This is a genomic window from Paenibacillus sp. LX16 (genome assembly GCF_036252815.1).
In the GTDB taxonomy this organism is placed as follows: Bacteria; Bacillota; Bacilli; order Paenibacillales; family Paenibacillaceae; genus Paenibacillus; species Paenibacillus polymyxa_B.
In genome coordinates this window covers 5,448,584-5,471,573 of the sequence record NZ_CP141152.1, presented here as the reverse complement: position 1 = coordinate 5,471,573, position 22,990 = coordinate 5,448,584, and the positions used below count along the sequence as shown (strand labels likewise).

Annotated in this window: 21 protein-coding genes and 1 riboswitch; of the genes, 10 read left to right on the top strand and 11 right to left on the bottom strand. The window is 46.9% G+C overall.

Going from position 1 to position 22,990, the window contains the following annotated elements; genetic code table 11:
• Positions 1-8: 8 nt before the first annotated feature.
• On the bottom strand, positions 9-170 hold the full coding sequence (locus tag T3H97_RS24525; protein WP_196233309.1) for a hypothetical protein: 162 nt from the start codon (positions 168-170) through the stop codon (positions 9-11).
• A gap of 120 nt (positions 171-290) precedes the next feature.
• Between T3H97_RS24525 and T3H97_RS24520 the strand changes: the two genes are divergently transcribed.
• Entirely contained in the window at positions 291-749 is a 459-nt protein-coding gene (locus T3H97_RS24520) for a hypothetical protein (RefSeq protein WP_025721840.1), read from the top strand.
• 69 nt (positions 750-818) lie between these two features.
• Here T3H97_RS24520 and T3H97_RS24515 read toward each other — a convergent pair whose 3' ends face one another.
• The 5 genes from T3H97_RS24515 to T3H97_RS24495 form a co-directional block, all read right to left on the bottom strand.
• Positions 819-1,256, bottom strand: coding sequence for an AbrB/MazE/SpoVT family DNA-binding domain-containing protein (locus tag T3H97_RS24515; protein WP_025721841.1), 438 nt, complete (start codon positions 1,254-1,256; stop codon positions 819-821).
• A gap of 185 nt (positions 1,257-1,441) precedes the next feature.
• Positions 1,442-2,161: a 3-ketoacyl-ACP reductase gene (locus T3H97_RS24510; RefSeq protein ID WP_025721842.1), complete on the bottom strand. Its 720-nt coding sequence runs from the start codon at positions 2,159-2,161 to the stop codon at positions 1,442-1,444.
• 120 nt (positions 2,162-2,281) lie between these two features.
• Entirely contained in the window at positions 2,282-3,133 is an 852-nt protein-coding gene (locus T3H97_RS24505) for a DUF4097 family beta strand repeat-containing protein (protein ID WP_328801142.1), read from the bottom strand.
• Between the two features lie 4 nt (positions 3,134-3,137).
• Positions 3,138-3,689 (bottom strand): DUF1700 domain-containing protein, encoded by a 552-nt coding sequence (locus T3H97_RS24500; protein WP_328801141.1) that lies wholly within the window; start codon positions 3,687-3,689, stop codon positions 3,138-3,140.
• The gene (locus T3H97_RS24495) at positions 3,682-4,011 is read right to left on the bottom strand and encodes a PadR family transcriptional regulator (protein WP_190298182.1); all 330 of its coding nucleotides are present in this window, start codon (positions 4,009-4,011) and stop codon (positions 3,682-3,684) included. The genes T3H97_RS24500 and T3H97_RS24495 overlap by 8 nt, the downstream gene beginning before the upstream one ends.
• Before the next feature lie 382 nt (positions 4,012-4,393).
• Here T3H97_RS24495 and T3H97_RS24490 point away from each other — a divergent pair, with 382 nt between their 5' ends.
• Entirely contained in the window at positions 4,394-4,927 is a 534-nt protein-coding gene (locus T3H97_RS24490) for a DUF6985 domain-containing protein (protein ID WP_328801140.1), read from the top strand.
• Positions 4,928-5,013: 86 nt separating this feature from the next.
• Here T3H97_RS24490 and metE read toward each other — a convergent pair whose 3' ends face one another.
• The 4 genes from metE to T3H97_RS24470 form a co-directional block, all read right to left on the bottom strand.
• On the bottom strand, positions 5,014-7,332 hold the full coding sequence (gene metE, locus T3H97_RS24485) for a 5-methyltetrahydropteroyltriglutamate--homocysteine S-methyltransferase (RefSeq protein WP_328801139.1): 2,319 nt from the start codon (positions 7,330-7,332) through the stop codon (positions 5,014-5,016).
• A gap of 160 nt (positions 7,333-7,492) precedes the next feature.
• Positions 7,493-7,688, bottom strand: a riboswitch (cobalamin riboswitch).
• 183 nt (positions 7,689-7,871) lie between these two features.
• Entirely contained in the window at positions 7,872-8,369 is a 498-nt protein-coding gene (gene nrdG / locus T3H97_RS24480; protein WP_322155045.1) for an anaerobic ribonucleoside-triphosphate reductase activating protein, read from the bottom strand.
• Positions 8,366-10,315: an anaerobic ribonucleoside triphosphate reductase gene (locus T3H97_RS24475; protein WP_328801138.1), complete on the bottom strand. Its 1,950-nt coding sequence runs from the start codon at positions 10,313-10,315 to the stop codon at positions 8,366-8,368. The genes nrdG and T3H97_RS24475 overlap by 4 nt, the downstream gene beginning before the upstream one ends.
• A 295-nt stretch (positions 10,316-10,610) precedes the next feature.
• Complete coding sequence (locus tag T3H97_RS24470) at positions 10,611-11,081, bottom strand: AbrB/MazE/SpoVT family DNA-binding domain-containing protein (protein WP_328801137.1); 471 nt, start codon at positions 11,079-11,081, stop codon at positions 10,611-10,613.
• A 234-nt stretch (positions 11,082-11,315) separates the two neighbouring features.
• Between T3H97_RS24470 and T3H97_RS24465 the strand changes: the two genes are divergently transcribed.
• Complete coding sequence (locus T3H97_RS24465) at positions 11,316-14,261, top strand: glycoside hydrolase family 3 C-terminal domain-containing protein (protein ID WP_328801135.1); 2,946 nt, start codon at positions 11,316-11,318, stop codon at positions 14,259-14,261.
• 66 nt (positions 14,262-14,327) lie between these two features.
• Positions 14,328-14,801, top strand: coding sequence for an Rrf2 family transcriptional regulator (locus T3H97_RS24460; RefSeq protein ID WP_013312437.1), 474 nt, complete (start codon positions 14,328-14,330; stop codon positions 14,799-14,801).
• Positions 14,802-14,868: 67 nt separating this feature from the next.
• Here the strand turns inward: T3H97_RS24460 and T3H97_RS24455 are convergent, their stop codons facing one another.
• A complete protein-coding gene (locus T3H97_RS24455; RefSeq protein WP_328801134.1) occupies positions 14,869-15,960 on the bottom strand; it encodes a diguanylate cyclase in 1,092 nt (363 codons plus the stop codon).
• A 224-nt stretch (positions 15,961-16,184) separates the two neighbouring features.
• Here T3H97_RS24455 and T3H97_RS24450 point away from each other — a divergent pair, with 224 nt between their 5' ends.
• From T3H97_RS24450 to T3H97_RS24425, 6 genes are all read left to right on the top strand, one after another.
• Positions 16,185-17,819 carry a spore germination protein gene (locus tag T3H97_RS24450; protein ID WP_328801133.1) on the top strand — a complete coding sequence of 545 codons (1,635 nt, stop codon included), beginning with the start codon at positions 16,185-16,187 and terminating at the stop codon, positions 17,817-17,819.
• Positions 17,797-19,038, top strand: coding sequence for a Ger(x)C family spore germination protein (locus tag T3H97_RS24445; protein WP_328801132.1), 1,242 nt, complete (start codon positions 17,797-17,799; stop codon positions 19,036-19,038). The genes T3H97_RS24450 and T3H97_RS24445 overlap by 23 nt, the downstream gene beginning before the upstream one ends.
• 25 nt (positions 19,039-19,063) lie before the next feature.
• A complete protein-coding gene (locus T3H97_RS24440) occupies positions 19,064-20,173 on the top strand; it encodes a GerAB/ArcD/ProY family transporter (RefSeq protein WP_328801131.1) in 1,110 nt (369 codons plus the stop codon).
• Positions 20,170-21,315 carry a GerAB/ArcD/ProY family transporter gene (locus T3H97_RS24435; RefSeq protein WP_328801130.1) on the top strand — a complete coding sequence of 382 codons (1,146 nt, stop codon included), beginning with the start codon at positions 20,170-20,172 and terminating at the stop codon, positions 21,313-21,315. Before T3H97_RS24440 ends, T3H97_RS24435 begins: the two co-directional genes overlap by 4 nt.
• A gap of 403 nt (positions 21,316-21,718) precedes the next feature.
• Entirely contained in the window at positions 21,719-22,114 is a 396-nt protein-coding gene (locus T3H97_RS24430) for a Fur family transcriptional regulator (protein WP_069290605.1), read from the top strand.
• A complete protein-coding gene (locus tag T3H97_RS24425; RefSeq protein ID WP_061830456.1) occupies positions 22,090-22,929 on the top strand; it encodes a response regulator transcription factor in 840 nt (279 codons plus the stop codon). Before T3H97_RS24430 ends, T3H97_RS24425 begins: the two co-directional genes overlap by 25 nt.
• Positions 22,930-22,990 lie beyond the last annotated feature (61 nt).

Sequence of the window (22,990 nt, the reverse complement as noted above, 5' to 3'; positions counted from 1 at the left end):
TGGCTGGATTAGGACTCCAGCTTATCCCATGCAACGATAAAAAGGGTAGCTAGTGGCCCTATTAATAGGGAGAGCAGAAACCAATTTAGCCCGCTCCGATGTTTGGATTGTGCCAAGCCGGCATTAATCAGGGCAAGCGTTCCCCAGCCTATATAATAATCTTCTGACATGGTATTCTCCTTTGTAAAAAGGTATAATATCGTACTGTGTATGGTATGAACACATCCATGATTTCATGAGTTTAGAGTAAATATAACTTTATATATCCTGGTTTGAGGAGCGAAGCTAAGTTGGAAAGATATCAGGCAGAGCGCATTGTCGCTGAGCTTTTGGAACGGGCTGCTATAGGTGTGACGGTTAAGCTGGAGAAGCGTTTTCCTGGTGGAAGGTTGATTGGGGGCAAATATGCCATGAATGCTCACGCCATTACCATGTATACGGACGTTATTGAAACACAGTGTTTACAGATGTTCGGCAGCGTTGATCGAGTTGAGGAGTATTTTACGGTTGTGCTTGCACATGAGATCGGGCACGCCGCCGATACGGAATTAGTGGACCTCTCTGATGCGTTGGAGCAAGAAAACGGGATAGGGACCCGGCAACGACTTGCGCTGCAAATTGAAGAAAACGCATGGAATTATGCGCTTAGACTGGTGCCTGAAATAGAAGCAACGTTTATTTCTGCAGTAATAGACGAGTCCTTGCTGGCCTATCGAGTCCCAATTATAGAGCAGTCTGACATTGCGTAACGATGATGATCCAAGAGCCGTCAGGCTCTTTTTTTGTTGATTAGAACAGACGAGATCGAGTCGGATGATTTAAAGAAGTAGCTTTTTAAGCTGCGACACGCGTCCCTGGGATAGTTCGAGCATTTCGGCTAATTCTTTTTGAGATACATTAGGATGCTCCTGCATGAGCTGTTTTAGTTTATTCAGGAGATCATTCTGATTTCTGTAACTCCTTCTTTTCTTGGGCTGGACAGATCGTGTTTCATTCAAATGACTGGAAGGATTATCGCTCTTCAGATTTTCAATACAACTTTTACATATCAGATGATCCCTAAAATAGCTCAAATGATCTACGGCACCACAAAAATAGCAAGAAACCCCTGTATACTTGCGAATCATCAGTCCCTCTGGGGTAATAAAAAAATCGAGGGCATCTCCAATATTAATATTCATAGAATTGCGCAGCTCCTTGGGCAGCACAATGCGGCCCAAATGGTCTAATGGCCGTGTCATTCCTGTGTTCTTCATCATTTTTCCCCTTTCCTGAAATGCGCTTATAGTTGTAGGAATTGTATGTATATATGCTGGAAGTACAAAGCGCTTATATTACAGTTTGTTTTGGTATAGCTATGCTGAAAAAAAGCTCCGGCATGACGAACAATTACGTCTGCCGGAGCATTGTACAGCCAATGAATCTAAGATGTCATGTCGAATTACTGTGGGTTGGTTGTCCAAATACCGGCTACTTTTAATTGAACCCGTGAAGGCAGTTTCAATGCGGCTAATGTCAGATCGGCCAAATCCTGCGGTTGAAGCATGCGATCCTCATCACCAATAGGCAATCCTGCGTTTGCTGCCAGCTCTGTATTGACAGTGCTTGGAGTCAGCGCGGTGACGCGAATGTTAGATTTGCGAACTTCCTGCATCAGTGCTTCCGTAAAGCCCATCAAAGCAAATTTGGATGCGCAATATGCCGAGCCTGTTGCAAAACCTCGTTCTCCTGCCGTCGAGGAGATATTAATAATGTTTCCGCTCTTTTGTGCCAGCATGCTTGGAAGCACAGCATGTGTAACATAATAGGTTCCCATCAGGTTTACGCGAATAATACGTTCCCACTCTTCGGGGTCCATATCTGCGACTGTACCAAAGGTAGCAATGCCTGCATTGTTGATCAAAATATCGACAGCGCCCAACTCGTGTTCCAGTGAAGCTACAGCGGCAGCGGCCTGTGCGCGATCCGATATATCTGCAACAGCACTCACCACTTTCACACCGTATGTACTCCCCAGCGAATCCTGCAGCTTTTGCAGGTCAGTCAATGTTCGTGAGATTAATCCCAGGTTAACGCCTTCCTTGGCTAAAGTTTCGGCAATTGCTTTACCGATTCCTTTGCTGGCTCCTGTAATAATGGCTGTTTTATTCTTAAGTTCCATCCAGTCTCCTCCTTTTCACTCCATAACGTGGTTGTGCATGTGAGCACATGGTTACATTATACAAGGTTAAACTCATTGAACCAAACTTCGCCTCTGATAAGGTATTCAACTAGAGGTCTCCTATTTGGAAATATTAATATCCCCTGAGGTGGTTTCTACCTTTATCACGTTCACACTACCGGGAACAGATTCGGGAGTATCTATATTCCCAGAGTCAGAGTGGACATTATAAACACCTTTAAAATCGGGAGCTTGCTTAATCTTCACGTCACCAGAATCAGCATTCACTTCCAAGTTGCCTACGGCACGTTGCGTAATATTTGTCTCCCCTGAGGTTAGGGAAATAAGGCCATTACCGCTATAATCGCGGATAGTAACATCGCCTGAAGTAAGCTTCAACTCCAGATCTGCTGCAAGCTGACTGGCTGTAAAATTGCCGGATGTTAAATTTGCGATCAGGTGGGTACTTTGGAGGTTTGTAATCTCGGCAGTGCCTGAAGTAGCGGTGATGGAAGTATTCTGCACGGAGGCATCTTGAAGTTTTACATTCCCTGAATGTGCATCTACCTGTAGGTCAGTTAGTGTTTCGCCGGAGGGCATCTCTACGGTAATCGTTTGATCCAAATCAGGGGTGATCGAAAGGAATGACAAGGAAGCGGCCGGCTCCGATTGAATCGTAAGCTTACCGTTCTCAATTCGGGCATTATGAATTTGGTCGGCTACCTTTGTCTGAACTTCTCCACTAATGCGTATCGTACCTTGGTCGCCAGAGCCAGGAGTAAACAAAATAGAGACATCATCAGAGCTGTCCACTTTCAGCTTCTGTAGCTGACCACGTGTGAATGTCCATTTTTTGTTAATCGCAGTTGTTTCCTTCATGACTTGTTGACTCCACGGGGCACCGTAAGCCACCATTCCGGCTACTCCGATCACAATGCACAGACCTGCTCCAATAAACCATTTTTTATTCATGTTGTTAGTAAGCTCCCCTCAGGGTAGTCTGATTCCATTTCCAGTATCGTACTGTGCCTTTGACCATAAGGAGTAAGAGATAACGTACACCAGGCAGCAGCAATAGACCTATACCCGTCAACGTGATAGAGAAAAAGAATTTGGCTGGGTAAAAGGTGCTGTTTAGCGCATAATCAGTAACGGCGAGAAGGGGGGCTGCAATGAAGCTGGCCGCTACCACGGTCAATGAAACCCATACTACCCATAGGGTAGCCATAATCGGGATGGAGATCAGCAAGTTAAGAAACAGCAGTCCTAAGAAAGTAAAAAGATTGCGTGCGAAGCTTCCCTGGCGAAGCGGAGGAGAAGCATTCCAGGCTGCATTGGCATCATCCAACGCTTCTCGGGCAATATCCTCTGGGTTACCCAGCTCATTGGCAATCTCACTTTCGCTTTTGCCATTGACCAACCCGTAGTCAAAATGCTGGCTCAAATCACTAAGCAGTTCATTGCGCACCTCTGCAGGGAGAGGAGAAAGACGCTGCTCCACCTCTGTAAGAAACTGTTTTCTATTCATCGGAATTTCCTTCCTCCAGTAGGTTTGCGACATGATGGACAAAATCATTCCATTCCCGCGTAAGTATTTTTGTATAATGGCTTCCAGTATCAGTCAGCCGATAATATTTGCGGGGAGGGCCCTCGGTCGATTCCTGTAAATACGTTGTGCAGTATCCTTCTGATACCAGACGGCGAAGCAGTGGATATAGGGCTCCCTCAGCTACTTCAATATGACGGGAGACGGCTTGAGCCAACTCGTAGCCATAACGGTCTTTGCGTCCAATTAGAACGAGAACGCACAGTTCCAGTACCCCTTTTTTGAATTGGATGTTCACATTCACGAGCGGTGCTCCCTTCCTGGATGTTATCAATGATTCATAGGTGTCGTTCGGAATAAGGGGAAGAAACGTGTGTTTGTGCATAATTTGTCACGGGTACTAATTATAGAACAGTAGTCAGGTATAATTTAACATCATGTACTGATTAATGCAAGGTACTAAATTTTTAATAATAAAATATTTGTGCCGAAATGGGCAGATTTTCTTTCTTGAAGGCTTTATTGAATAGCGAATGTTGTAGAAAAAGGTAGTTTTATTTAGAAATTCCTCGAAATCTGGCTGGAAGCTCAAATAGGATGCCGCTTTAATTTCATTCATTAAAATGATAGATTGTAAAGTATTCAATACGGTTAAAGATTACTTTTTATGAAGAGGTGGGTAAAGGATGGATTGGAAACACTGGTATATGGAACTGGAACAGGATGATGAGTCTTGGGATGTATCTGAGGAGATTGTTCTGCGTGGTGTAGTACATCTTAATTTTTGCGGGCAGCCCTCGGAAGTAGAAGTCGAATTTATCGTGGGAGCCGACTCCGAAGAACAGGCACAGACGATAGAAGAACCTACACAGTTACAAAAAAAGACATGGGAGCAGTATATGGAATATTCGTCAGCTATTCATCCTCAAGTGTTGGAGTCCATACACCATCATTATGCTGGCATCGTGGAAAAGTACCGGAATGCTTACAGTACATGGGGAGAGGACCCAGATGAATATGCGCCTTATGTGGAACGGCCGGAACAATTGTTGGATCGAATACAGCTTATGTCCATACTGATTTCCGACTCATCGGCAAAGGATGAGCTATATTTGAATTTTAGTTGTTCCTGGGATCGAGAACATGGCTTGGGCGTACATATGAAGCAGATGAAAACGGAGCATATTCAAGGCGTATATACATTATATGATCTAGAATAAATCCCCCTTCCTGGCTTTTAGTAAAAAGGGCCGGAAAGGGGATAGGATAAGGTGAAAATGATGGCGCGATTTGATACGATAAAAAATTAATTGGATACAGCCAATGCAGCCCGGGCTGCTTGAGCCGCTTGTACCATTTGCCGCAAGGCGGCGACAGATTCCTCCTTGGTGCGGGTTTTCAGACCACAGTCCGGATTAACCCAGAACAGATCTGATGGCAGTACGCGCAGGGCACGCTGGATCATGCTTAGCATTTCAGATACATCGGGGATGCGAGGACTGTGGATATCGTACACACCTAGACCGATGCCTTTGTCGTATACCTGATCTTCAAAGCTGACAATCAGTTCTCCGTGGCTTCGCGAAGTTTCAATAGATATAACGTCAGCATCCATATCGGAGATGGACTGGATCATATGCTGAAATTCGGAATAGCACATGTGCGTATGGATTTGAGTCGCTGGCTCTACGGTGGCCGTGGTCACAAGGAAGGCTTGAACCGCCCAATCCAGATAGGCTTGCTGTTGTTCTTTTTTCAGCGGAAGCCCTTCACGAATTGCAGGCTCATCGACTTGAATCATGCCTATGCCGGCTTGTTCCAGTGCCTCTACCTCTGCCCTTAATGCCAGAGCCAACTGTAAAGCAACTTGACTGCGTGGAATATCATTACGTTCAAAAGACCAGTTCAAAATGGTCACAGGGCCTGTAAGCATTCCCTTAACAGGCTTGGAGGTTAACGATTGGGCGAATGCCGTTTCTTCCACGGTCATGGGCTGATCGAAGGAAACGTCTCCGTATATAATCGGCGGTTTGACACAGCGGGAGCCGTAGGACTGCACCCATCCGTTTTGCGTAAAAGCAAAGCCGTTCAGCTTCTCGCCAAAAAATTCAACCATATCGGTCCGCTCAAATTCCCCATGTACAAGCACGTCAATGCCAATGTCCTCTTGAATATCAATCCATTCCTTGATTTGCTGTTGGATGAACGCCCGGTATTGCTCGGCAGACCATTCTCCTTTGCGATAGTGCAGGCGGGCCTTGCGGATCTCGGCGGTTTGCGGGAAGCTACCAATGGTCGTCGTAGGCAGTGGAGGCAACTTCAGCTTATTTTGCTGAATCTCACGACGCTCGGCGAAAGGAACGCTGCGTGACAGAGGCTCTTTGGCCAACAGGTCGGCCAGATCGGCAGCTGTCTGTACGCGTGCCGCTGAACTGTTGAAACGGGCTACCGCGTCCGCACTTTGCTCAAGCTTGGCGAGTGCGGAAGGATCGTGTTTGCCAAGTGCAGCCGTCAGGACGGCGATTTCCTCCAGCTTTTCATCGGCAAAGGCCAGCGCTTGCACCAGCTCCTTGTCCAGCTTTTGCTCTGCCTCCAGACTGACTGGCACATGCAGCAGACTGCATGATGGCTGTACGATAAGCTGTGCGGCAGTGGTTTGTTCTGCTAACTGACCCAACAGGGCAGCCACAGCGTTCAGGTCGCTGCGCCATATATTGCGTCCGTCAATGACCCCAGCGCCCAGCGTTTTCTCTTTAGGGAAGCCATGCTGCAATATATGCTGAAGATTTTCGCCATCATCATACACAAAATCAAGACCCAGCCCTTGTACAGGAAGTGCGGACAGACGCTCATAATGGTCCAGGCTGCCAAAGTAGGTTTGCAGCATTATATTTAAGGAGGGCGCAGCTTGGTTCAAAACTTCATAGACTTCCTGAATCATGTCCAGATCCTCTGCTGGGAATGAGGTGGTCAGGACAGGTTCATCGATTTGGACCCACTGGACACCTTCTGCTGCTAGTTCAGACAGGACACGGGTGTATAAAGGCAGGAAGGTTCTTATAATAGAGGCAAGCTCCTTACGATCATAGCCTTTGGATAGGGTAACGAATGAATAGGGGCCGATGAGGACTGGTTTCCCATCAATGCCTAGTTCTTGTTTTGCTTCACGATAAGCCTGTAAAGGTTTATTCTCAGTGAACACCGGGACTGCGTTTGCCAATTCAGGAACGATGTAGTGATAATTGGTATTCATCCATTTGGTCATTTCACTGGCGGTTGCTCCCTTCTGTCCACGAGCGATCCCGAAATACACGGACAGAGGAACCGGACCCGCAGGACGATAGTTGAACCGTTCGGGTACCAGACCGAACATCACAGATGTATCCAGCATGTGATCGTAATAGGAGAAGTCTCCGACAGGAATGCGATCAATCCCCTTGTCACGCTGCTTGCTCAGATGCTCCAACCGTAATTTTTTCATTTCCGTCTGCAGTTCGCCTTCGTTAATGCTGCCGTTCCAGAAGCGTTCCAGTGCTTTCTTCCATTCCCGATTTTCGCCGATACGCGGATATCCCAGATTACTGCTAATTAAGCCGGACAATTCAGGCCATTCAATAACGGACATGTACTTTCCTCCTAGCGGGTAGCTGTTTTATTTTTACGTACCAAAAAAGGCATTCTTCCCCCCATAGTTAAAAATAAGTAAGGGAAAGAATGCCTCCGTGATTAAAAAATCAAAAATACGGCGACTGCTCTTAACACCTCCCTATCTTCCGTAGGTACTTGCGATGTTGTTAAAATAGGCAGGTCTCCTGACTTACGGATCATGACGCTCAGCATTCCTTCCCGGTCTGTGGACCAGTGGATATATGAACAGCTGAAAGTTCCCCGTTTACAGTGGCGGGACCGTGCCGGATTTGCACCGGCTTCCCTTTTAAGTCTGATCTGAATAGAACAGACACCTATCTCCAAGCTATGCGGTTAAGGTATGACGAATAATTATGCACTCGTATACTTGTTCACCATCATAAGTGAAACTTACAGGATGCGCAATAGAAACCCCAATGGAATCTGTTAGCTATATGAAAAAAAGACAAGCCTTACCCATGATGGGGACTTGTCTTAGATTAGATATAGCCTCTTGCTTGCTGGGTAAGCATCGCCTTATGTCAATGAAACGGTATAGCCTGCCTGAATGCTGGCTTTTACATCTACCAGACGCTGGTTGCGACTGCCCCGGAAGGGAAGGGTCAGGTCCTTTTGCTGTTCTACAAAACGACCATCCACAATCACATCGCACAAAAGCGCTAGCTCCTGTCGCTCCTGATCTGTGAGTAAATCTTCATAGACAAAGCCAGTATAAGCCCACACGGTTCGGTCGGGACAGGCCTCGCGGAAATCACGCACAAATTGCGAGCATTCTGCTGCTGAGAAAAACGGGTCTCCTCCGCAGAGAGTCAGTCCGTCCAACAACGGATTTTCCATGATGTCACGAATGACCTCCTGTTGTCGTTGGGGGGTGAATGGCTCACCTGCACGGAAGCTCCACGACGCTGGATTAAAGCATCCGGGACAGGCATGACGGCAACCGCTAATGAACACGACGGTGCGCAGGCCGTATCCTTCGTTCAGAGATTCCGGAATGTAGCCACACAAATTCACTTATGTTTCACCCGGTCTCGAACTTCTGCCTGTTTTGCAGCATTAAAGCGAACGGTATAATCTCCTGTCAGATATCCGGTTACCCGACGTAAGCGCTGAAAGTGTGTGTGCTCCTCATCTGTGCCACATTGGGGGCAGCTTGTTCCGATAATCCCTTCATAACCACATTCCGTACAACGATCCACCGGATGGTTGATGGAGAAGTAGCCGATGTTCTGATGCAGCGCGTACTGAACAATTTTAAGAAACGCATCCGGGTTATTCCGCGCATTACCATCCAGCTCGATGTATGAAATCGCACCAGCGTTGCATAGGTTATGGAACGGAGCTTCTAAGCTGATTTTACGAGCAGCCGGGAGCGTATAATACACGGGAATATGAAAAGAATTCGTGTAATATTCTCGATCATTTACCTCAGGAATAATCCCGAAATCACGTTGATCCAGCAAGGTGAACTTACCCGATAGACCTTCGGCAGGCGTAGCGAACAATGTAATATTTAAATTGTGATATTCACTCATTCGATCACAATACACGCGCATGGAAGTGATGATTCGCTGTGCCTCGCGGTATACGAAATCATCCTCCCCGTGGTGTTTCCCGTATAGTGCCTTCATGCACTCAGCCAGCCCGATGAACCCGATCGAAAGCGTACCGTGTTTTAGTACGCTTCCCACCTTATCATCTGGTGCCAGTTGTTCTCCACCTTCCCATACCCCTTCGCGCATCATAAAGTCCGAGGCTTTGGCCGGTTGGCTGGTCTGGATTTGATAGCGATGAATTAGGCCATCTACCGCAATGCGCATAACTTCTTCCAGTCTCGCATCAAAGCGATCACGGTCAGGTGTCAGGCGTTTGCCTGTGCAAATACCATATTCAATCCCGAGCCGCACCAGATTAATAGTATTGAAGGAGAGATTCCCCTTGCCGCTCTGACGGTTTCTACCGAAACGGTCAGAAATGGTGCGGGTACGGCAACCCATTGTCGCTATAATGGTATCCGGGTCATCAGCACGGTAAAAAGGCAGGTTGAAGGTGGCATCCACATTCACAAAATTGGGATACATCCGTCTGCTAGAGCATTCTACCGCCCGTAAGAACAAATCATAATTGATGTCGCCTTCTGCTTGGTTGATTCCCTCTTTGCATTGGAAAATATGCTGCGGGAAAATAGGAGTTTCCCCGCTGCCCAAGCCGCGGATAGTGGCCTCCAGTAGCGATTGAGTAACAAGCCGTCCCTCAGCAGACGTGCACATTCCGTAATTCAGTGAAGTGAATGGAATCTGTCCACCCGCCCGACTGCTCATGGTGTTCAGGTTATGAATGAGCGATTCAGCAGCCTGCCGGGTTTCCGTCTCCGTTTCTTCGCGTGCGAATGCGTAGGAACGAGGGCAGACTTCTTGCAAATGGGGATTGGCCATATGTAGTTCGTGGTCAGACAGATTGGATTCTATTTCTTCCTCGAACAACCGGAGTCCCTTGCGCAAATGTTTGCGGAAGGACCGGGCAACGTATGGGGCAAGATCCCAATCTATTTTATTGGCAGAGACACCTCCGAATTGGCTATTTTGCTGAGACTGAAAAATAATGGCGACTAGTGCCATAGCGGACATAATCGTTTGCGGTGTGCGCACAGAGCCGTTGCCTGTATTAAAGCCGTCTTGCAGTAAACGACCAAAAGGGATAAAGATACAATTCGTAGTTCCGAGCGCATATTGGTCCAAATCGTGAACATATACATATCCGTGGTCAATCGCGTTCGTCAGTTCAGGCGGAAGTACCCGCAGGCGCGCATACCATTTGGCATACTCGGAGCCAAGCTTACTCATTTTGCCGCTGAACGATTCTCCATTCAAATTTGCATTCTCCCGCAACATGTCCAGATCTTGTGCCCCAATGACCCGCTCGCCGATGTCGTATAATTGATGTTCCTCCAGCACCTTCATCGTAAAAACCCTCCATATAGTAAAATATATATATTTTTCACAAAAACAACATATTGATGATATCTTGTGTTAACCAATTGTTTAGATCTATATATTGTATATACGTATACATTGAGAGTATGTGACTATTGTCACATTGGCAGGGGTGGCCGACACGAAAAAGCCAGGTATAGAGTAAGGGACACATCCGCAGATATGCGCCTTACTCTATACCTGGCAATCGAAGTTGTGACAAAAAAATGAACAGGGTCGTCGGACATTGTGTATGATTTTGGGATATAGTTTTTTAGAAGGTTTAGAGTAGCTTTTTCAACTGGGACACCCGGCCTTGGGAAATATCTAGCATCTCGGCATACACTTTTTGGGGCAGGTTCGGGTGTTCCTGAATTAGCTTGCGTAGCTTTTTTACCATTTCACCTTGCTGCACTCTAGATTGCTTGGGTTGCCAGGTTGTGTGGGTTCGGGTCGGCTTAGAATCTTCTTGAGCCTGGATAGCATCGGTGCTTGTGGCATGCACATTTTCAGCGGTCTTTAATACCTGGATGCACTCTGCGCAAATAAAGCTGTCGCGAAAATAAGTTAAATGATCCACCGCGCCGCAAAATTTGCAGGAGACACCGGTGTATTTTCTTAATACAAATCCTTCTTCATCTACGAAAAACTCAAGTGAATCACCAATATTGATATCCATTGTGGTGCGCATTTCCTTAGGGAGTACAATCCGCCCCAATTGATCCAGAGGCCTTGTCATTCCGGTATTTTTCATCAGCGCTTCCTCCTTCAGTGATATATCCTGATTATACCAAAAAATATTATTTTTAGCTTTGTATATTGAAGGTAAAATACAACTTTTTTTGTCTTTATGGTGCGGTCTCTCTTTCAACCAGTATAGGGTGTTTTCGGTATTGTTGCCGGGGTACCCCTTTTTAGCTATGATGTATTAAAACGCTTTCACAAAAGTGCTTATTATCATCTTAATTAAGCTAAGGAGATGACGGATATGAGTCATGAAACAACGGGTATTGAATATTTATTTCAAGATCCGAAGATTCATCTGGATGAGCGTGTACGGGATCTCGTGTCGCGACTAACCTTGGAGGAAAAGGTTGAATCCATGTTGCAATACCAGCCGGCCATTGACCGATTCGGAGTCGCAGCTTACAAGCACGGTACGGAAGCGGCACACGGAATAGCGTGGTTGGGTGAGGCGACTTCATTTCCTCAGCCTGTAGGATTGGCATGTACTTGGGATACGGAATTATTGCGCCTCATCGGCTCTGTTATCGCAGATGAGGCACGTGTTTACTATCGTCGTGATCCCAAATTAAACGGTCTGACCCTGTGGGCACCTACGGTGGATATGGAGCGTGACCCCAGATGGGGACGCAATGAGGAAGCTTACGGCGAAGATCCGTATTTGACGGGAGAGCTGTCAAAGGAGTTAGTCAAGGGGATACAGGGGGATCATCCAGTATATTTGAAAGCGGTTGCCACTTTAAAACATTTTCTGGGTAACAACAATGAAGTGGATCGGGGAAGTGGCTCCTCCAGTATAGATCCACGAAACCTGCGAGAATATTACCTAAGAGCCTTTGAGAAGCCTTTTACGGAAGGCGGCGCCCAGTCGATGATGACTTCTTACAACCTGATTAATGGTACGCCTGCTACGTTATATCACGGGGTTAACGATATTGTCAGGGACGAATGGGGGATGGACGGCTTTGTTGTAAGTGATGCGGGTGATGTCATGGGGATTGTCAACGATCATCAGTATTACGATTCCCACACGCCAGGTGTGGCCGAATCTATTCGGGCTGGAATTGACAGCATTACAGATGATGCAGAGCTCTCCAAACAGGCGATTCGTGAAGCCTTGGCGCAAGGAACGCTACAAGAAGAAGACTTGGATCGGGCATTGTTCCATACGTTCCGTGTCCGTTTTCGTTTGGGGGAATTCGACCCAGCGACAGACAATCCCTATGCCTTGATCGGAGAGGAAGCTCTCATGACAGAGCAAGCCCGTGAATTATCATTGCGTGCGGCGAGGGAGCAGATCGTATTGCTTAAAAATGAGCATGAACTCTTGCCTTTGAACCCTGCCCGGTGCGGCAAAGTAGCGGTCATTGGTACGCATGGCAATGAGGTGTACCGCGACTGGTATTCCGGTACGCTGCCCTACCGGATTACACCGCTGGAGGCGATTCGTGCCAAGCTGGAAGGCGAGGACGCAAAGGAACGCGTCGTGTACCGTGATGCCAAGAATCGCGTGATCTTGACGGCGGCGAATGACGGAGCGAAGCTCACAGTCGATTCTTCTGGTGAGATGCGCCTGTCCCAGGATGGAGAGCCCACGGTGTTGACCATGACGGATTGGGGCTATGGCAGTGTGACGCTACATGATGAGCATCTGGGTACTTACGTGACGAGTGATGAGGAGACGCTCCGTGTGACAGCTGATGAAGCGTATGGCTGGTATGTCAAAGAGGTCTTTGGGCTGACTCCTGTTGGACAAGGAGAGCATCTGTGGACAACATGGAATGGCAAACCAGTGATTGCCGGAACGGAGGGCTCATTAAAAGTAGTGGAGGCTGAAAGATCTGCACTTAACGCTGTAGAGAGTAACGCCTCGACAGTTTCAGGACAGAGCCATACAACATTCCAGGTAGAGACGGTGTCAGATGGTTTAGCGGAAGCGATAGCCGCTGCGCAAGCGGCAGATACAGCAATTGTATTTGTTGGAAATCACCCGCTCATCAATGGAAAGGAAGAGAATGACCGTCCAGGCTTGGAACTCGCAGCTTCCCAGCAACGGCTTATCGAGGAAGTGTATCGCGTCAATCCGAATATGATTGTGATTCTGACGGGCAGCTATCCATTTGCCATCCCTTGGGTTCAGGAGCATATTCCAGCGATCGTATACACGTCTCATGCGGGACAAGAGCATGGTACAGCAATAGCGGATGTGTTATTTGGAGATTACGCGCCAGCGGGGCGTTTGAACATGACTTGGGTTCAGAGCGAGGATCAATTGGGCGACATTAAAGATTACGATATTATTCGCGGTGGTCGTACCTATCAATATTTTGAAGGTGAATCCTTGTATCCGTTTGGCCATGGATTGACGTATTCGCCTTTTGAATATAATGACCTGCGTACAGATGCCCCAAAGGATAGCGTAAAATCTATTGCTGCACTGGATGCCGTGGATACGCTCCAGGTGTGGGTAGAGGTGACGAATCGGGGCGTAGCTACTGGTGAAGAGGTCGTACAACTATATGTCCGGCCCGGTGCCTCACGAGTAAAGCGACCACTGAAGACATTGTGCGGTTTTCAACGTATTCGCTTAGACGCAGGTGAGACGCGAACGGTTTCCTTTACGATTCGGATGAAGGATTGGGCGATTTGGGATGTTACACGGGATCGCTATTGCGTTGAATCGGGTGAATATACACTGCTGGCAGGGGCTTCCTCAGCGGATATCCGGTTGGAACACCCTGTGTACGTTCGTGGCGAAGTTATTCCACCACGCCAAGCTGGACGAAGTATCCGCGCTGAAAACTTTGATGATTGCTCTGACATCGTACTGGATGAAAGCAAGGAGCAAAGGGAGGCCTGTGTACGTCCGCGCACACCTCAACGTTCTGGTTGGATTGCCTTTCATGGCGTAGACATGAATACGGTGAGTGTGGTCGAGCTTCAGTGCCGCGTGTCAGGCAACAGCAGCGATGCCACAATTGAGCTGCGATTGGATACGCCGGACAGCGAAGCTGTGGCACGTGTGAACGTGGGCAATACAGGAGGTGCGCAAGCATGGGCTACGCTCGCGGAAGCGGTACATTCAGTCTCTGGCACCCGTGATGTATACCTGTGGTTGAGCGGGGAAGTGCGGCTAGCTCATTTTACTTTGGGCGCTAATGCTACAGAGGATTCCGGCTTTCAGGCTTGAACTTACTTCTGACATCACGTACAATGCATTCAACGAAGTTTCTACAGCTTAGGGGTGTCATCTCATTTGAATAGTGAAAAACGACTACGCACCGCAACGCCTAAATGGCTTGGGGTGGCGGTAAAGGCGCTTGTCTATTTGGAAAAGCACGGAGAACTCTGTGCCAGCGGTTCTATTGCCCGTTCCATTGACTGCGAAGTCACTTTGGTGCGCAGGGTGCTGACGCGACTTGTACAGGCAGATTTGATTGCAGCACGCGAAGGTCGTGAGGGAGGCTATGTGCTTACCCGTTCGGCCGACCATATTACACTTGCCGATATATACCACGCCATTGAAATATGTGATCCGATTTTCCCGGGTATGATGCATGAACCGGAAACCAATCCTTTTTGTGAGGAGTTGGCGATAGCCGTATCCGAAATTTTAGCTGAGAGCGAACGACGTATGCTAGAAGTATGGGGGTCCCATACGCTGGCTTCGCTTGCCAATCGTACGTCACTCGTGGTGGGGAAATGCAATCATAATGAAGATTCAAAATGATGATAGCCGATACGACTCTCAAGAGAGGGTTGTATCGGCTATTTCTATGAAATGGTCATGTCTCAAATTATATTTCATATGAGCAAACCCGGTTACGTCCAGCCTTTTTAGCTTCATATAGTGCTTTGTCTGCCTGTTCCAGCAGGGCTGCCCCGGACATATCTTCCCCGGTACCAGGAAAGGTCGTCACGCCGATGGACACCGTGATTTTAAGAACAAGATCGTCCGCTAAAATAAACTCGTGCTGATTTACTCCACTTAGAATCTGATTAGCTATGCGCAGCGCTTGTCGAAAAGCACAATTCGGCAAAAGCACAGTGAATTCTTCCCCCCCGCTGCGGGTGACTACATCATTAGGACGACATTTTTCCATTAAAATCTGCCCAAGCTGGCGCAGCACTGCATCTCCTGCCGCATGTCCGTAGGTATCGTTGACTTCCTTGAAGTGATCAATATCCAACACCAGCACAGATAAGTGCTCATGACGTTGGCGAGCTTGAGGGAGCTCCTCTTCCAATGAAAACTCAAGCTGTCTTCTGTTGCTTAAATTAGTGAGATGGTCTGTGTAGGAGGTATGCTCCAGTCGAAGTAACAGCTCATTGGATGTGTTGATAGATTCAGCAATGAGGTACAGAAGACATCCGCCGACCATGGAAATGAAGAATTGGAGCGGATACACGTGCAGAACATCATCAAGATTTTTCAAATTAATCATAAGGGGACAGAATATAATGGCCAAAGCAAAAACGTTCATAATCATCAGCTTGGGTAAACGTGACCAGGACAGATGTGACAATAAAGCGCACCCAAGCCCAGCGAGCATCATAAAAATAGCGCCTACGATGGCTTGAGTGTTAATACCAAACAATAATAATCTACCTACACATATAAACAGGGTAGCCATGAGTGCTGCTGGGGCGCCGATATACGTTGCGGTAGCTACGATGGCCAAATGACGAAGATCGGCAATCGTATTAAATCCTACTGGAATTGAATAGTACATCATAACAATGCCGTAGCACCCAAAAAGGGCGCCTCCAATCCAATGTATCTTACGCTTCAAGGTGTGCAGCCGGATTTTATATCTTTGTGATATAAGGCCGGTTATGTACAAAAAGGTGACAAGGATACAGGTATTTACAAAAAACGTACTGAACAAGATGCTAACCCTCCCGAGAGGCATATTTCTTCATTTTATCAAAAAAACTGACATTAAGCTTGCAAATGAAGAATTTATTGAAATTTATTACGCGAGTGCGCTTATAGCGTTTCGTCCACATGTTTGGTGCATAACTGGGAATAGATTGAGCATACTCCAAAGATACAAGAATAAGGAAAAATAGGCGGTAGCTATTGCTGCCTTACTGGAGATGAGGTTTGCTCATGATTCGCTATCCCTATCGCAAACATAATAAAAAGTCGGGTGCGGACAAGAATAATGAAAATTCTTCACGTTCTTTAAAGATTGAGGCGCATTTGGAAACCAACTTGCAGCAAATTAAGGAATCGACGTCAAACAGCCCAGACTTCTTGATTCGCCGTTTTAATGTGGGATTGAAGGCGGATGTGCCTGCCGCCATTGTATTTCTAGATAGTATGGTCAAGACGGATACGGTGAATGAGCTCGTCATGAAATCATTGCTTAGCCGCCCATCTGCCGAGGTGGCTGCTGAGGTAGAAAGTGCAGAAGAGCTTTACAATCGGATACAGGCTCATGCGCTGGAACTGGGTGAAGTGAAGGATTGCGATGATTGGAATTCCATGATGGAACAACTCTTGATGGGAGATACGATCATTCTGCTGGAAGGCTGTAAAAAAACCATCGCATGCGGCACACGCGGAGGAGAGACGCGGGCGGTTAACGAGCCCTCCACACATTCTGTCGTTCAGGGGCCGAAGGATGGATTTGTGGAATCCCTGTTCACGAACGTCTCTCTTGTACGTCGGCGGATTAAAAGCTCCGATCTTACGATGGAGATGTTCAAAGTGGGAAGTACGTCCCTCACGAATGTGGCCATACTGTATATGAAAAATATTGCAGATTCAAGTGTCGTAGATGAAGTTCGCAAACGGGTAAAAGCCATCAATATTGACGCCATATTTGAATCCGGCATGGTAGAAGAGATGATACAGGACCAAAATCTTACACCATTTCCAACGATCTATAACTCAGAAAGACCGGATACGATTAGCAGCAACATTATGGAGGGTCGGGTGGCACTCATCGTGGATGGAAATCCATTTGTACTGGTGATGCCCACTGTATTTGCTCAATTTTTTCAAAGTTCTTCCGATTATTCGGAACGTTACGACATGGCGACTGTCGTCCGACTCATCCGGTATATCAGCTTTATTATTCTGATTTTGGGGCCTTCTCTCTACATCGCCTTAACCACTTATCATTATGAAATGATACCAACCCCACTGCTCATCAGCATACTAGCGCAGCGGGAATCCGTTCCTTTTCCGGCATTTCTGGAGGCGTTTATTCTGGAAATCACCTTTGAAATCTTGCGAGAAGCAGGTATTCGAATGCCCCGTGTGGGCGGACAAACGGTATCCGTTATCGGTGCGCTTGTATTGGGACAAGCGGCTGTGGAGGCTGGAATTGTCACCCCGCTGCTCACGATTGTAGTAGCGCTGACGGGGATTGCCAGCTACGCGATTCCGACATATAACATGGCGGTAGCCGGGAGACTGTTCCGGTTTGTTTTTATGGTGCTGGCTGCATTTATGGGGCTGTATGGCATTACATTGGGGCTCATTGCGCTGATCGCCCATATGAACAGCCTTCGCTCTTTTGGGGTGCCCTACATGGCCCCTTTCAGTCCTTTTGTGCTGGAGAGTCAAAAGGATGCGGTATTGCGAATGCCGTTTTGGATGATGCGGAAACGTCCTAAAAGTATTACATCAACGAATCAGACACGAATGAAGGATGGAAGCGGGATTTCCCCTTCCGATAAAACTTCACCGATGCGGGAGGGGGGCGCTCAGGGTGCATCTGGAGAAGGGGAGTGAACGAAGCACAGCAACCTTTAAATGGAGAATATGGATGCTGAGTTTGGTGGGGCTACTAGTCATGCCGCTTCTCTCTGGCTGCTGGGATTCAGTGGAGTTGAACCAGCGGGCAGTAGTCGCGGCTATAGGCATTGATGCGGATGGGGAATCGGATTATGTGGTTTCCCTACAGATTATCGTAGCGGATGAAATTGCCGGGGCTAAGGCCCGAGGAAATACCCCAGTCGTGCTGTTTCAGCAAAAGGGAAGCAACCTTTTTCAAGTGATTCGCAAAGCTTCACAGAAGATTCCGCGGGTAGTTTCTCTGGCCCATGCGAGGATTGTCGTTTTTGGAGAAAAGCTGGCTCGACGTGGTATCGGGGATACGTTGGATTATTTGGAAAGGGCTGCGGAGCCCCGACTAACGATGAAAATGCTGGTAGCACGCGGTGAAACGGCCAAGAACGTACTGGCATCCATGACTGCAATCGGTCGTATTCCTGCTAATGATATCTCGGGTAAGCTGGAAGCGTCCCAGCGTATGTACGCCGGGGATTACGCAGTGAGTCTAGACGATGTTATCCGGAGTATGTCCAATAAAGGTAGTGGGCCTGTCCTTACTGGTGTAGAAGTAGAAGGTAATTTGGAGCAGGCTCCCCTTAAGGCTAACGTGGATACTATTTTGCCCGAAGCGATTGTTAGCATCAAGGGTATGGGAGTGTTCCAGAAGGATCGTCTCATCCAATGGCTGGACGATGACCAAGCGTTGGGACTATCTATGGTGAATAACAAGGTGCACAGTGCTGAAACCGCGTTGGGCTGCGGCAAAAAAGGTGAAACCATTGGAATCGAAACCTTGTATTCTAAAACACATGTACACAGTCTGATCGAGCAAGGGAAGCCGGTATTTGTTATTAATTTGGAGCAGACCGGGACGATTCAGGAAGCTGAGTGCTCGATTGACTTAAAAAGTCCAGAGGTTATGTATAGCTTGCAGAAACAGTGGGGAGAAGAAACAAAAAAAGTGATTACTTCAACGGTTAAGGAGGTTCAGCGTAGCCGTAGTGATGTACTCGGCCTAGGCCATGCACTGGAGAAAAGCCATCCTGAACAGTGGAAAAAACTCTCACCTGAATGGAGCCGCTATTTTGCAGAAAGCACCGTTCGTGTTCAGGTGACTTCGGTACTGAAACATACACAGTCACGGACTAGCCCTTATTCAAAGGGAGAGTCCAATTAGTGAAATCGGGAAAGGAGGGAAGGCATTGAAAAAGATACAAATCGACGCAAAAGAGATGATTTCCCTGATGATGCTGTTTGAGTTGGGGACGTCCATGATGTCTATTCCCGGAAGAGATGCGGGCAAGGATGCGTGGATTGCTATTCTTTTCGCCGCAGGTTTGGGAGCCCTACTTTTTCTATGCTACGGCAGCCTTCACCGCCACTTTCCCGACCTACTCATGACACAGTACTGCAAGGTGCTCCTGGGCAAAACTGCTGGGAGCGTGCTTGCCTTTTTATATATTGTGTTTTTTCTTTACGGTGGAGCACGCGATCTTCGAGATACTGGAATACTGATTGCCGATCGGACATTACAGCACACGCCGTTAACTATCGTCTGTGTCCTGATGATTGGTCTTGTTATGTATGTGATGCATTTGGGAATTGAGGTCGCAGGCCGCACGGGACTTATGCTGTTATTTTTGCTGCTGCTGCTGGGCTTCGCTACGAATATCATGATTTTATTGTCAGGCATTGTTCATATGAGCAATATATTGCCTATTGCCCAGCATGGCTGGCAGCCGGTATGGGAGGTTGTCTATTCACAAGCCTTGATGTTGCCATACGGTGAGATGGTCACGTTTGCGATGATCCTTCCCACATTAAAGAAAGGCTACCGTGCCAACGGGGTTGGGGTCACCGCTGTATTGTTGGGAGGCGCAATCCTGTCTTTTGTTACACTGTCAAATGTGGTTGTGCTTGGGGAGGACGTATTCAAACGGGCCACTTACCCGCTGCTTTCTATGATCAGCAAGGTGGAAATATCAGATTTCGTCGATAGAGTGGATGTAATTGGGGTCATGACTGTCATTATTTTTGATTTTTTCAAAATTTTTATTTTCTATTATGCAGCGGTTAAGGCTGCTGAAGATGTATTACGTGTTTCATACCATAAACTGATTCTGCCGTTTGGGCTTATCATGCTTGTTTCTTGCGTGTTGATGACCCAAGGTTATCAAGAACATCTTACAACAGGCGAGTTTGTACTGAAATGGGTGTTTCCGGTATTTGCTGTGTTCTTTCCTTTCTTGTTGCTTATGGTGTCATGGCTGAAAAAGTTTCGCAACAAAAAAAGAAAGGAGTATGCCTCGTGAGTCATCGTCTTGAAAACAAAACATACATCAGCACGGGGCAATTGCTCATTCTTATGTTTCATTTTCTTACAGGCAACGCAGTCACCATTAATATGGATAGTTATATGGAGCGGGACACCTGGATTATTCAACTCGTTGCTATGATTCTGGGTATGGTATTGTTCCAAATGTACTGCTACACAGCTGAAACGTTCCCTGGTAAGCCTCTCACAACCTATGCTAGCGAATTGGTCGGTCATACATGTGGAACAGTCATGGGAGTATTATATATTTTGTTTTTTTTATTTCTAACAGGCGGGAATTTGCGCGATGAGACAGAGCTGATTCGTATTTCCGTACTGGAGCAAACGCCCAACCTCGTCGTTGCCTTCCTTATGGTTTTGTGCGTAATGTATGTCCTTTGGTTAGGATTTGAAGTATTAGCTCGAACAGGACAAATAATGCTTATTGCAGTGGTGACCGTCATTTTTGTGGGGAATGTACTGTTAATTTTATCGGACAGCATTCATTTGCATGAGCTGACGCCGGTGATGGAGCATGGCTTTAAATCTGTGCTTCATTCAGCCATTCGGGAACATTTGGCATTTCCATACGCAGAAATGATTTGTTTTATGATGTTCGTGCCCCATTTGGAAAAAACGTCGCAGTTGTCCAGAACAGGCTATGCGGGCATTATCGTAGGTGGTTTCGTTTTAGCTGAAGCCGCAATACTAAATGTGGCTGTTATGGGCACTGACATTGCACAGCGCTCCATCTTTCCTTTACTCAGCACCTTTGGGAATGTACAGTTTTCAGAATATTTACAACGTCTGGATGTGATTGTTCTGATGACGATGATAATCGGCGATTTTTTTAAAATTGCCCTGTTCTTCTATGCTGCGGTGCTTGGGATCTCCGATATATTTAACCTCCCCTACCGGAAAACACTACTTTTTGTCGGGATCATTGTCTTACTGTGGTCACAGGTACAAACACCCAGCATGATTGAGCACCTTGCTTTTGGACGATTATCGTTTATCTATATTCATCCGTTATTTGTTTACATCTTTCCCTTGCTGCTCTTTTTGGCCGCTCTTTTGCATCGCAGCAGAGTTAGAACCCGAGGAAGAAGCGGAAACTTTCAGAAAACGGGACCATCGTGAAAAAAGGAAGTGAAATCCATATTTAATTTGTTTTTTTGCCACGGTCACAAAGAATACGAGCAGCATTCCTGCCAAGACGATATATTCGGATGGACGCATAGTGCTAAAAGCCAATGCCATCGGCTCCCACGGGGTATGAGTACTGAATAGCCAGTTCACTAGCAGATTGGTGCCGAGCATAAGCATCATAAAGAGTGTGAATATCCACAGTATTTTCATAAAATATTCCTCCGATGTGTATGAGCTGAGATGTACCATGTATACATTGTGTTGCAAAGCCGTTCAATTTATCCGATCCCATTGACTTGAAATAAATTAAGATTTATACTTATTCTAAATTGATCTTTATTATGATTGTAAGTTTGTAATTAATATAATCTGCGTTGGTTAAGGGAGATGCGGTATGAGAACTTTAAATTTAACTTCGCAGCGCCAAGCGGTATATGATGTGGTTCGTGAAGCCCACGATCATCCTACTGCGGCCGATGTTATGAATCGGTTGATGGAGCGCGGATATAATCTGGCCTATGGAACGGTATATAATTCACTGCGTTATTTGACGGATAAGGAATTAATCCGTGAATTGAAGCTGGGGGAAGCTGCTAGTCGTTATGACGGACGGATGGACGATCATCAGCATATTATTTGTCAGGTATGCGGCCGGGTAGATGAAGTGATGAGTGAAGTCCCACATGATTGGATTGACACGGTTGCGCATGAAACGGGGTATACTATTGCCCATGCCCATGTCGTATTCGGAGGAGTGTGTAAGGAATGTCAAAGCAAGCGAATCAGATAACGAATCGTTTCAAAGTGGCTGACATGCCTAGACGGGTGAAGGGTAGTTGGACATCGATGTTAGCAGCTCCCTCTACACCTACGGTGCAGACCGTTCCCTCCAATGAGCCTTTGTATTGTCCGACCACACGTCGTATCATTCTAATCAGTTCGGTACCGGGTGTAGTTCACGGGTTGGTGCGTACGTTGTCAGATGCGTGTTTTGATGTGATGGTTTTTCATCGCTGGGAGCCTGAAGTGCAGCGTCATCTGGGAAGCGATCTATTGATTTACGATTTGACCGCCACCGAACCACAGAGTGAATTACTGGATATTCGCAATCGTCTGGAGGTAGAACACATGAAAGACACACCGGTTATGTACGTGGTTCAGGATCGGGTGTCTGTACATGCGAATGAGCTGCTTCCTTCAGAAGAGGTACTGGTGTGGCCGCTGGCTTCCAATCATATGGTGCATGACATTGAACGGATGATTGTACGCCATCCTGCCGTTTCCCGTCAGGCAGCGCAAGCCAGCCGTCGTACGGTGTTCAAGGACATCTGGATTGACCGAGATAAAATGCTGGTATATAAAGAAGAGAGTCAACTGAATCTGACTAAAACAGAATACGATTTGCTGCTGAAGCTGATTGATGCTCAAGGCAAAGTGATCTCTCGCGAGCAAATGATGCACGATATCTGGGAGACGGATTTTGTAGGCGGCAGTAACGTTGTAGATGTGCATGTCAAAAGTTTGCGCAAGAAGCTAGATGATCGACCTGCGGAACCTGAATATATTGCAACCGTAAGAGGTGTAGGATACAGATTGGCAGATTGACCTGAAAGTTATGAATACCGATGAATTTCCGCCGGATGGAGACATTCGGCGGTTTGTATAT

Bases quoted from the DNA above. Each gene is read 5' to 3' on its own strand.
- T3H97_RS24525 (WP_196233309.1), bottom strand. From the start codon at position 170: ATGTCAGAAGATTATTATATAGGCTGGGGAACGCTTGCCCTGATTAAT.
- T3H97_RS24515 (WP_025721841.1), bottom strand. From the start codon at position 1,256: ATGAAGAACACAGGAATGACACGGCCATTAGACCATTTGGGCCGCATT.
- T3H97_RS24510 (WP_025721842.1), bottom strand. From the start codon at position 2,161: ATGGAACTTAAGAATAAAACAGCCATTATTACAGGAGCCAGCAAAGGA.
- T3H97_RS24505 (WP_328801142.1), bottom strand. From the start codon at position 3,133: ATGAATAAAAAATGGTTTATTGGAGCAGGTCTGTGCATTGTGATCGGA.
- T3H97_RS24500 (WP_328801141.1), bottom strand. From the start codon at position 3,689: ATGAATAGAAAACAGTTTCTTACAGAGGTGGAGCAGCGTCTTTCTCCT.
- T3H97_RS24490 (WP_328801140.1), top strand. From the start codon at position 4,394: ATGGATTGGAAACACTGGTATATGGAACTGGAACAGGATGATGAGTCT.
- metE (WP_328801139.1), bottom strand. From the start codon at position 7,332: ATGTCCGTTATTGAATGGCCTGAATTGTCCGGCTTAATTAGCAGTAAT.
- T3H97_RS24475 (WP_328801138.1), bottom strand. From the start codon at position 10,315: ATGAAGGTGCTGGAGGAACATCAATTATACGACATCGGCGAGCGGGTC.
- T3H97_RS24470 (WP_328801137.1), bottom strand. From the start codon at position 11,081: ATGAAAAATACCGGAATGACAAGGCCTCTGGATCAATTGGGGCGGATT.
- T3H97_RS24465 (WP_328801135.1), top strand. From the start codon at position 11,316: ATGAGTCATGAAACAACGGGTATTGAATATTTATTTCAAGATCCGAAG.
- T3H97_RS24450 (WP_328801133.1), top strand. From the start codon at position 16,185: ATGATTCGCTATCCCTATCGCAAACATAATAAAAAGTCGGGTGCGGAC.
- T3H97_RS24430 (WP_069290605.1), top strand. From the start codon at position 21,719: ATGAGAACTTTAAATTTAACTTCGCAGCGCCAAGCGGTATATGATGTG.
- T3H97_RS24425 (WP_061830456.1), top strand. From the start codon at position 22,090: ATGTCAAAGCAAGCGAATCAGATAACGAATCGTTTCAAAGTGGCTGAC.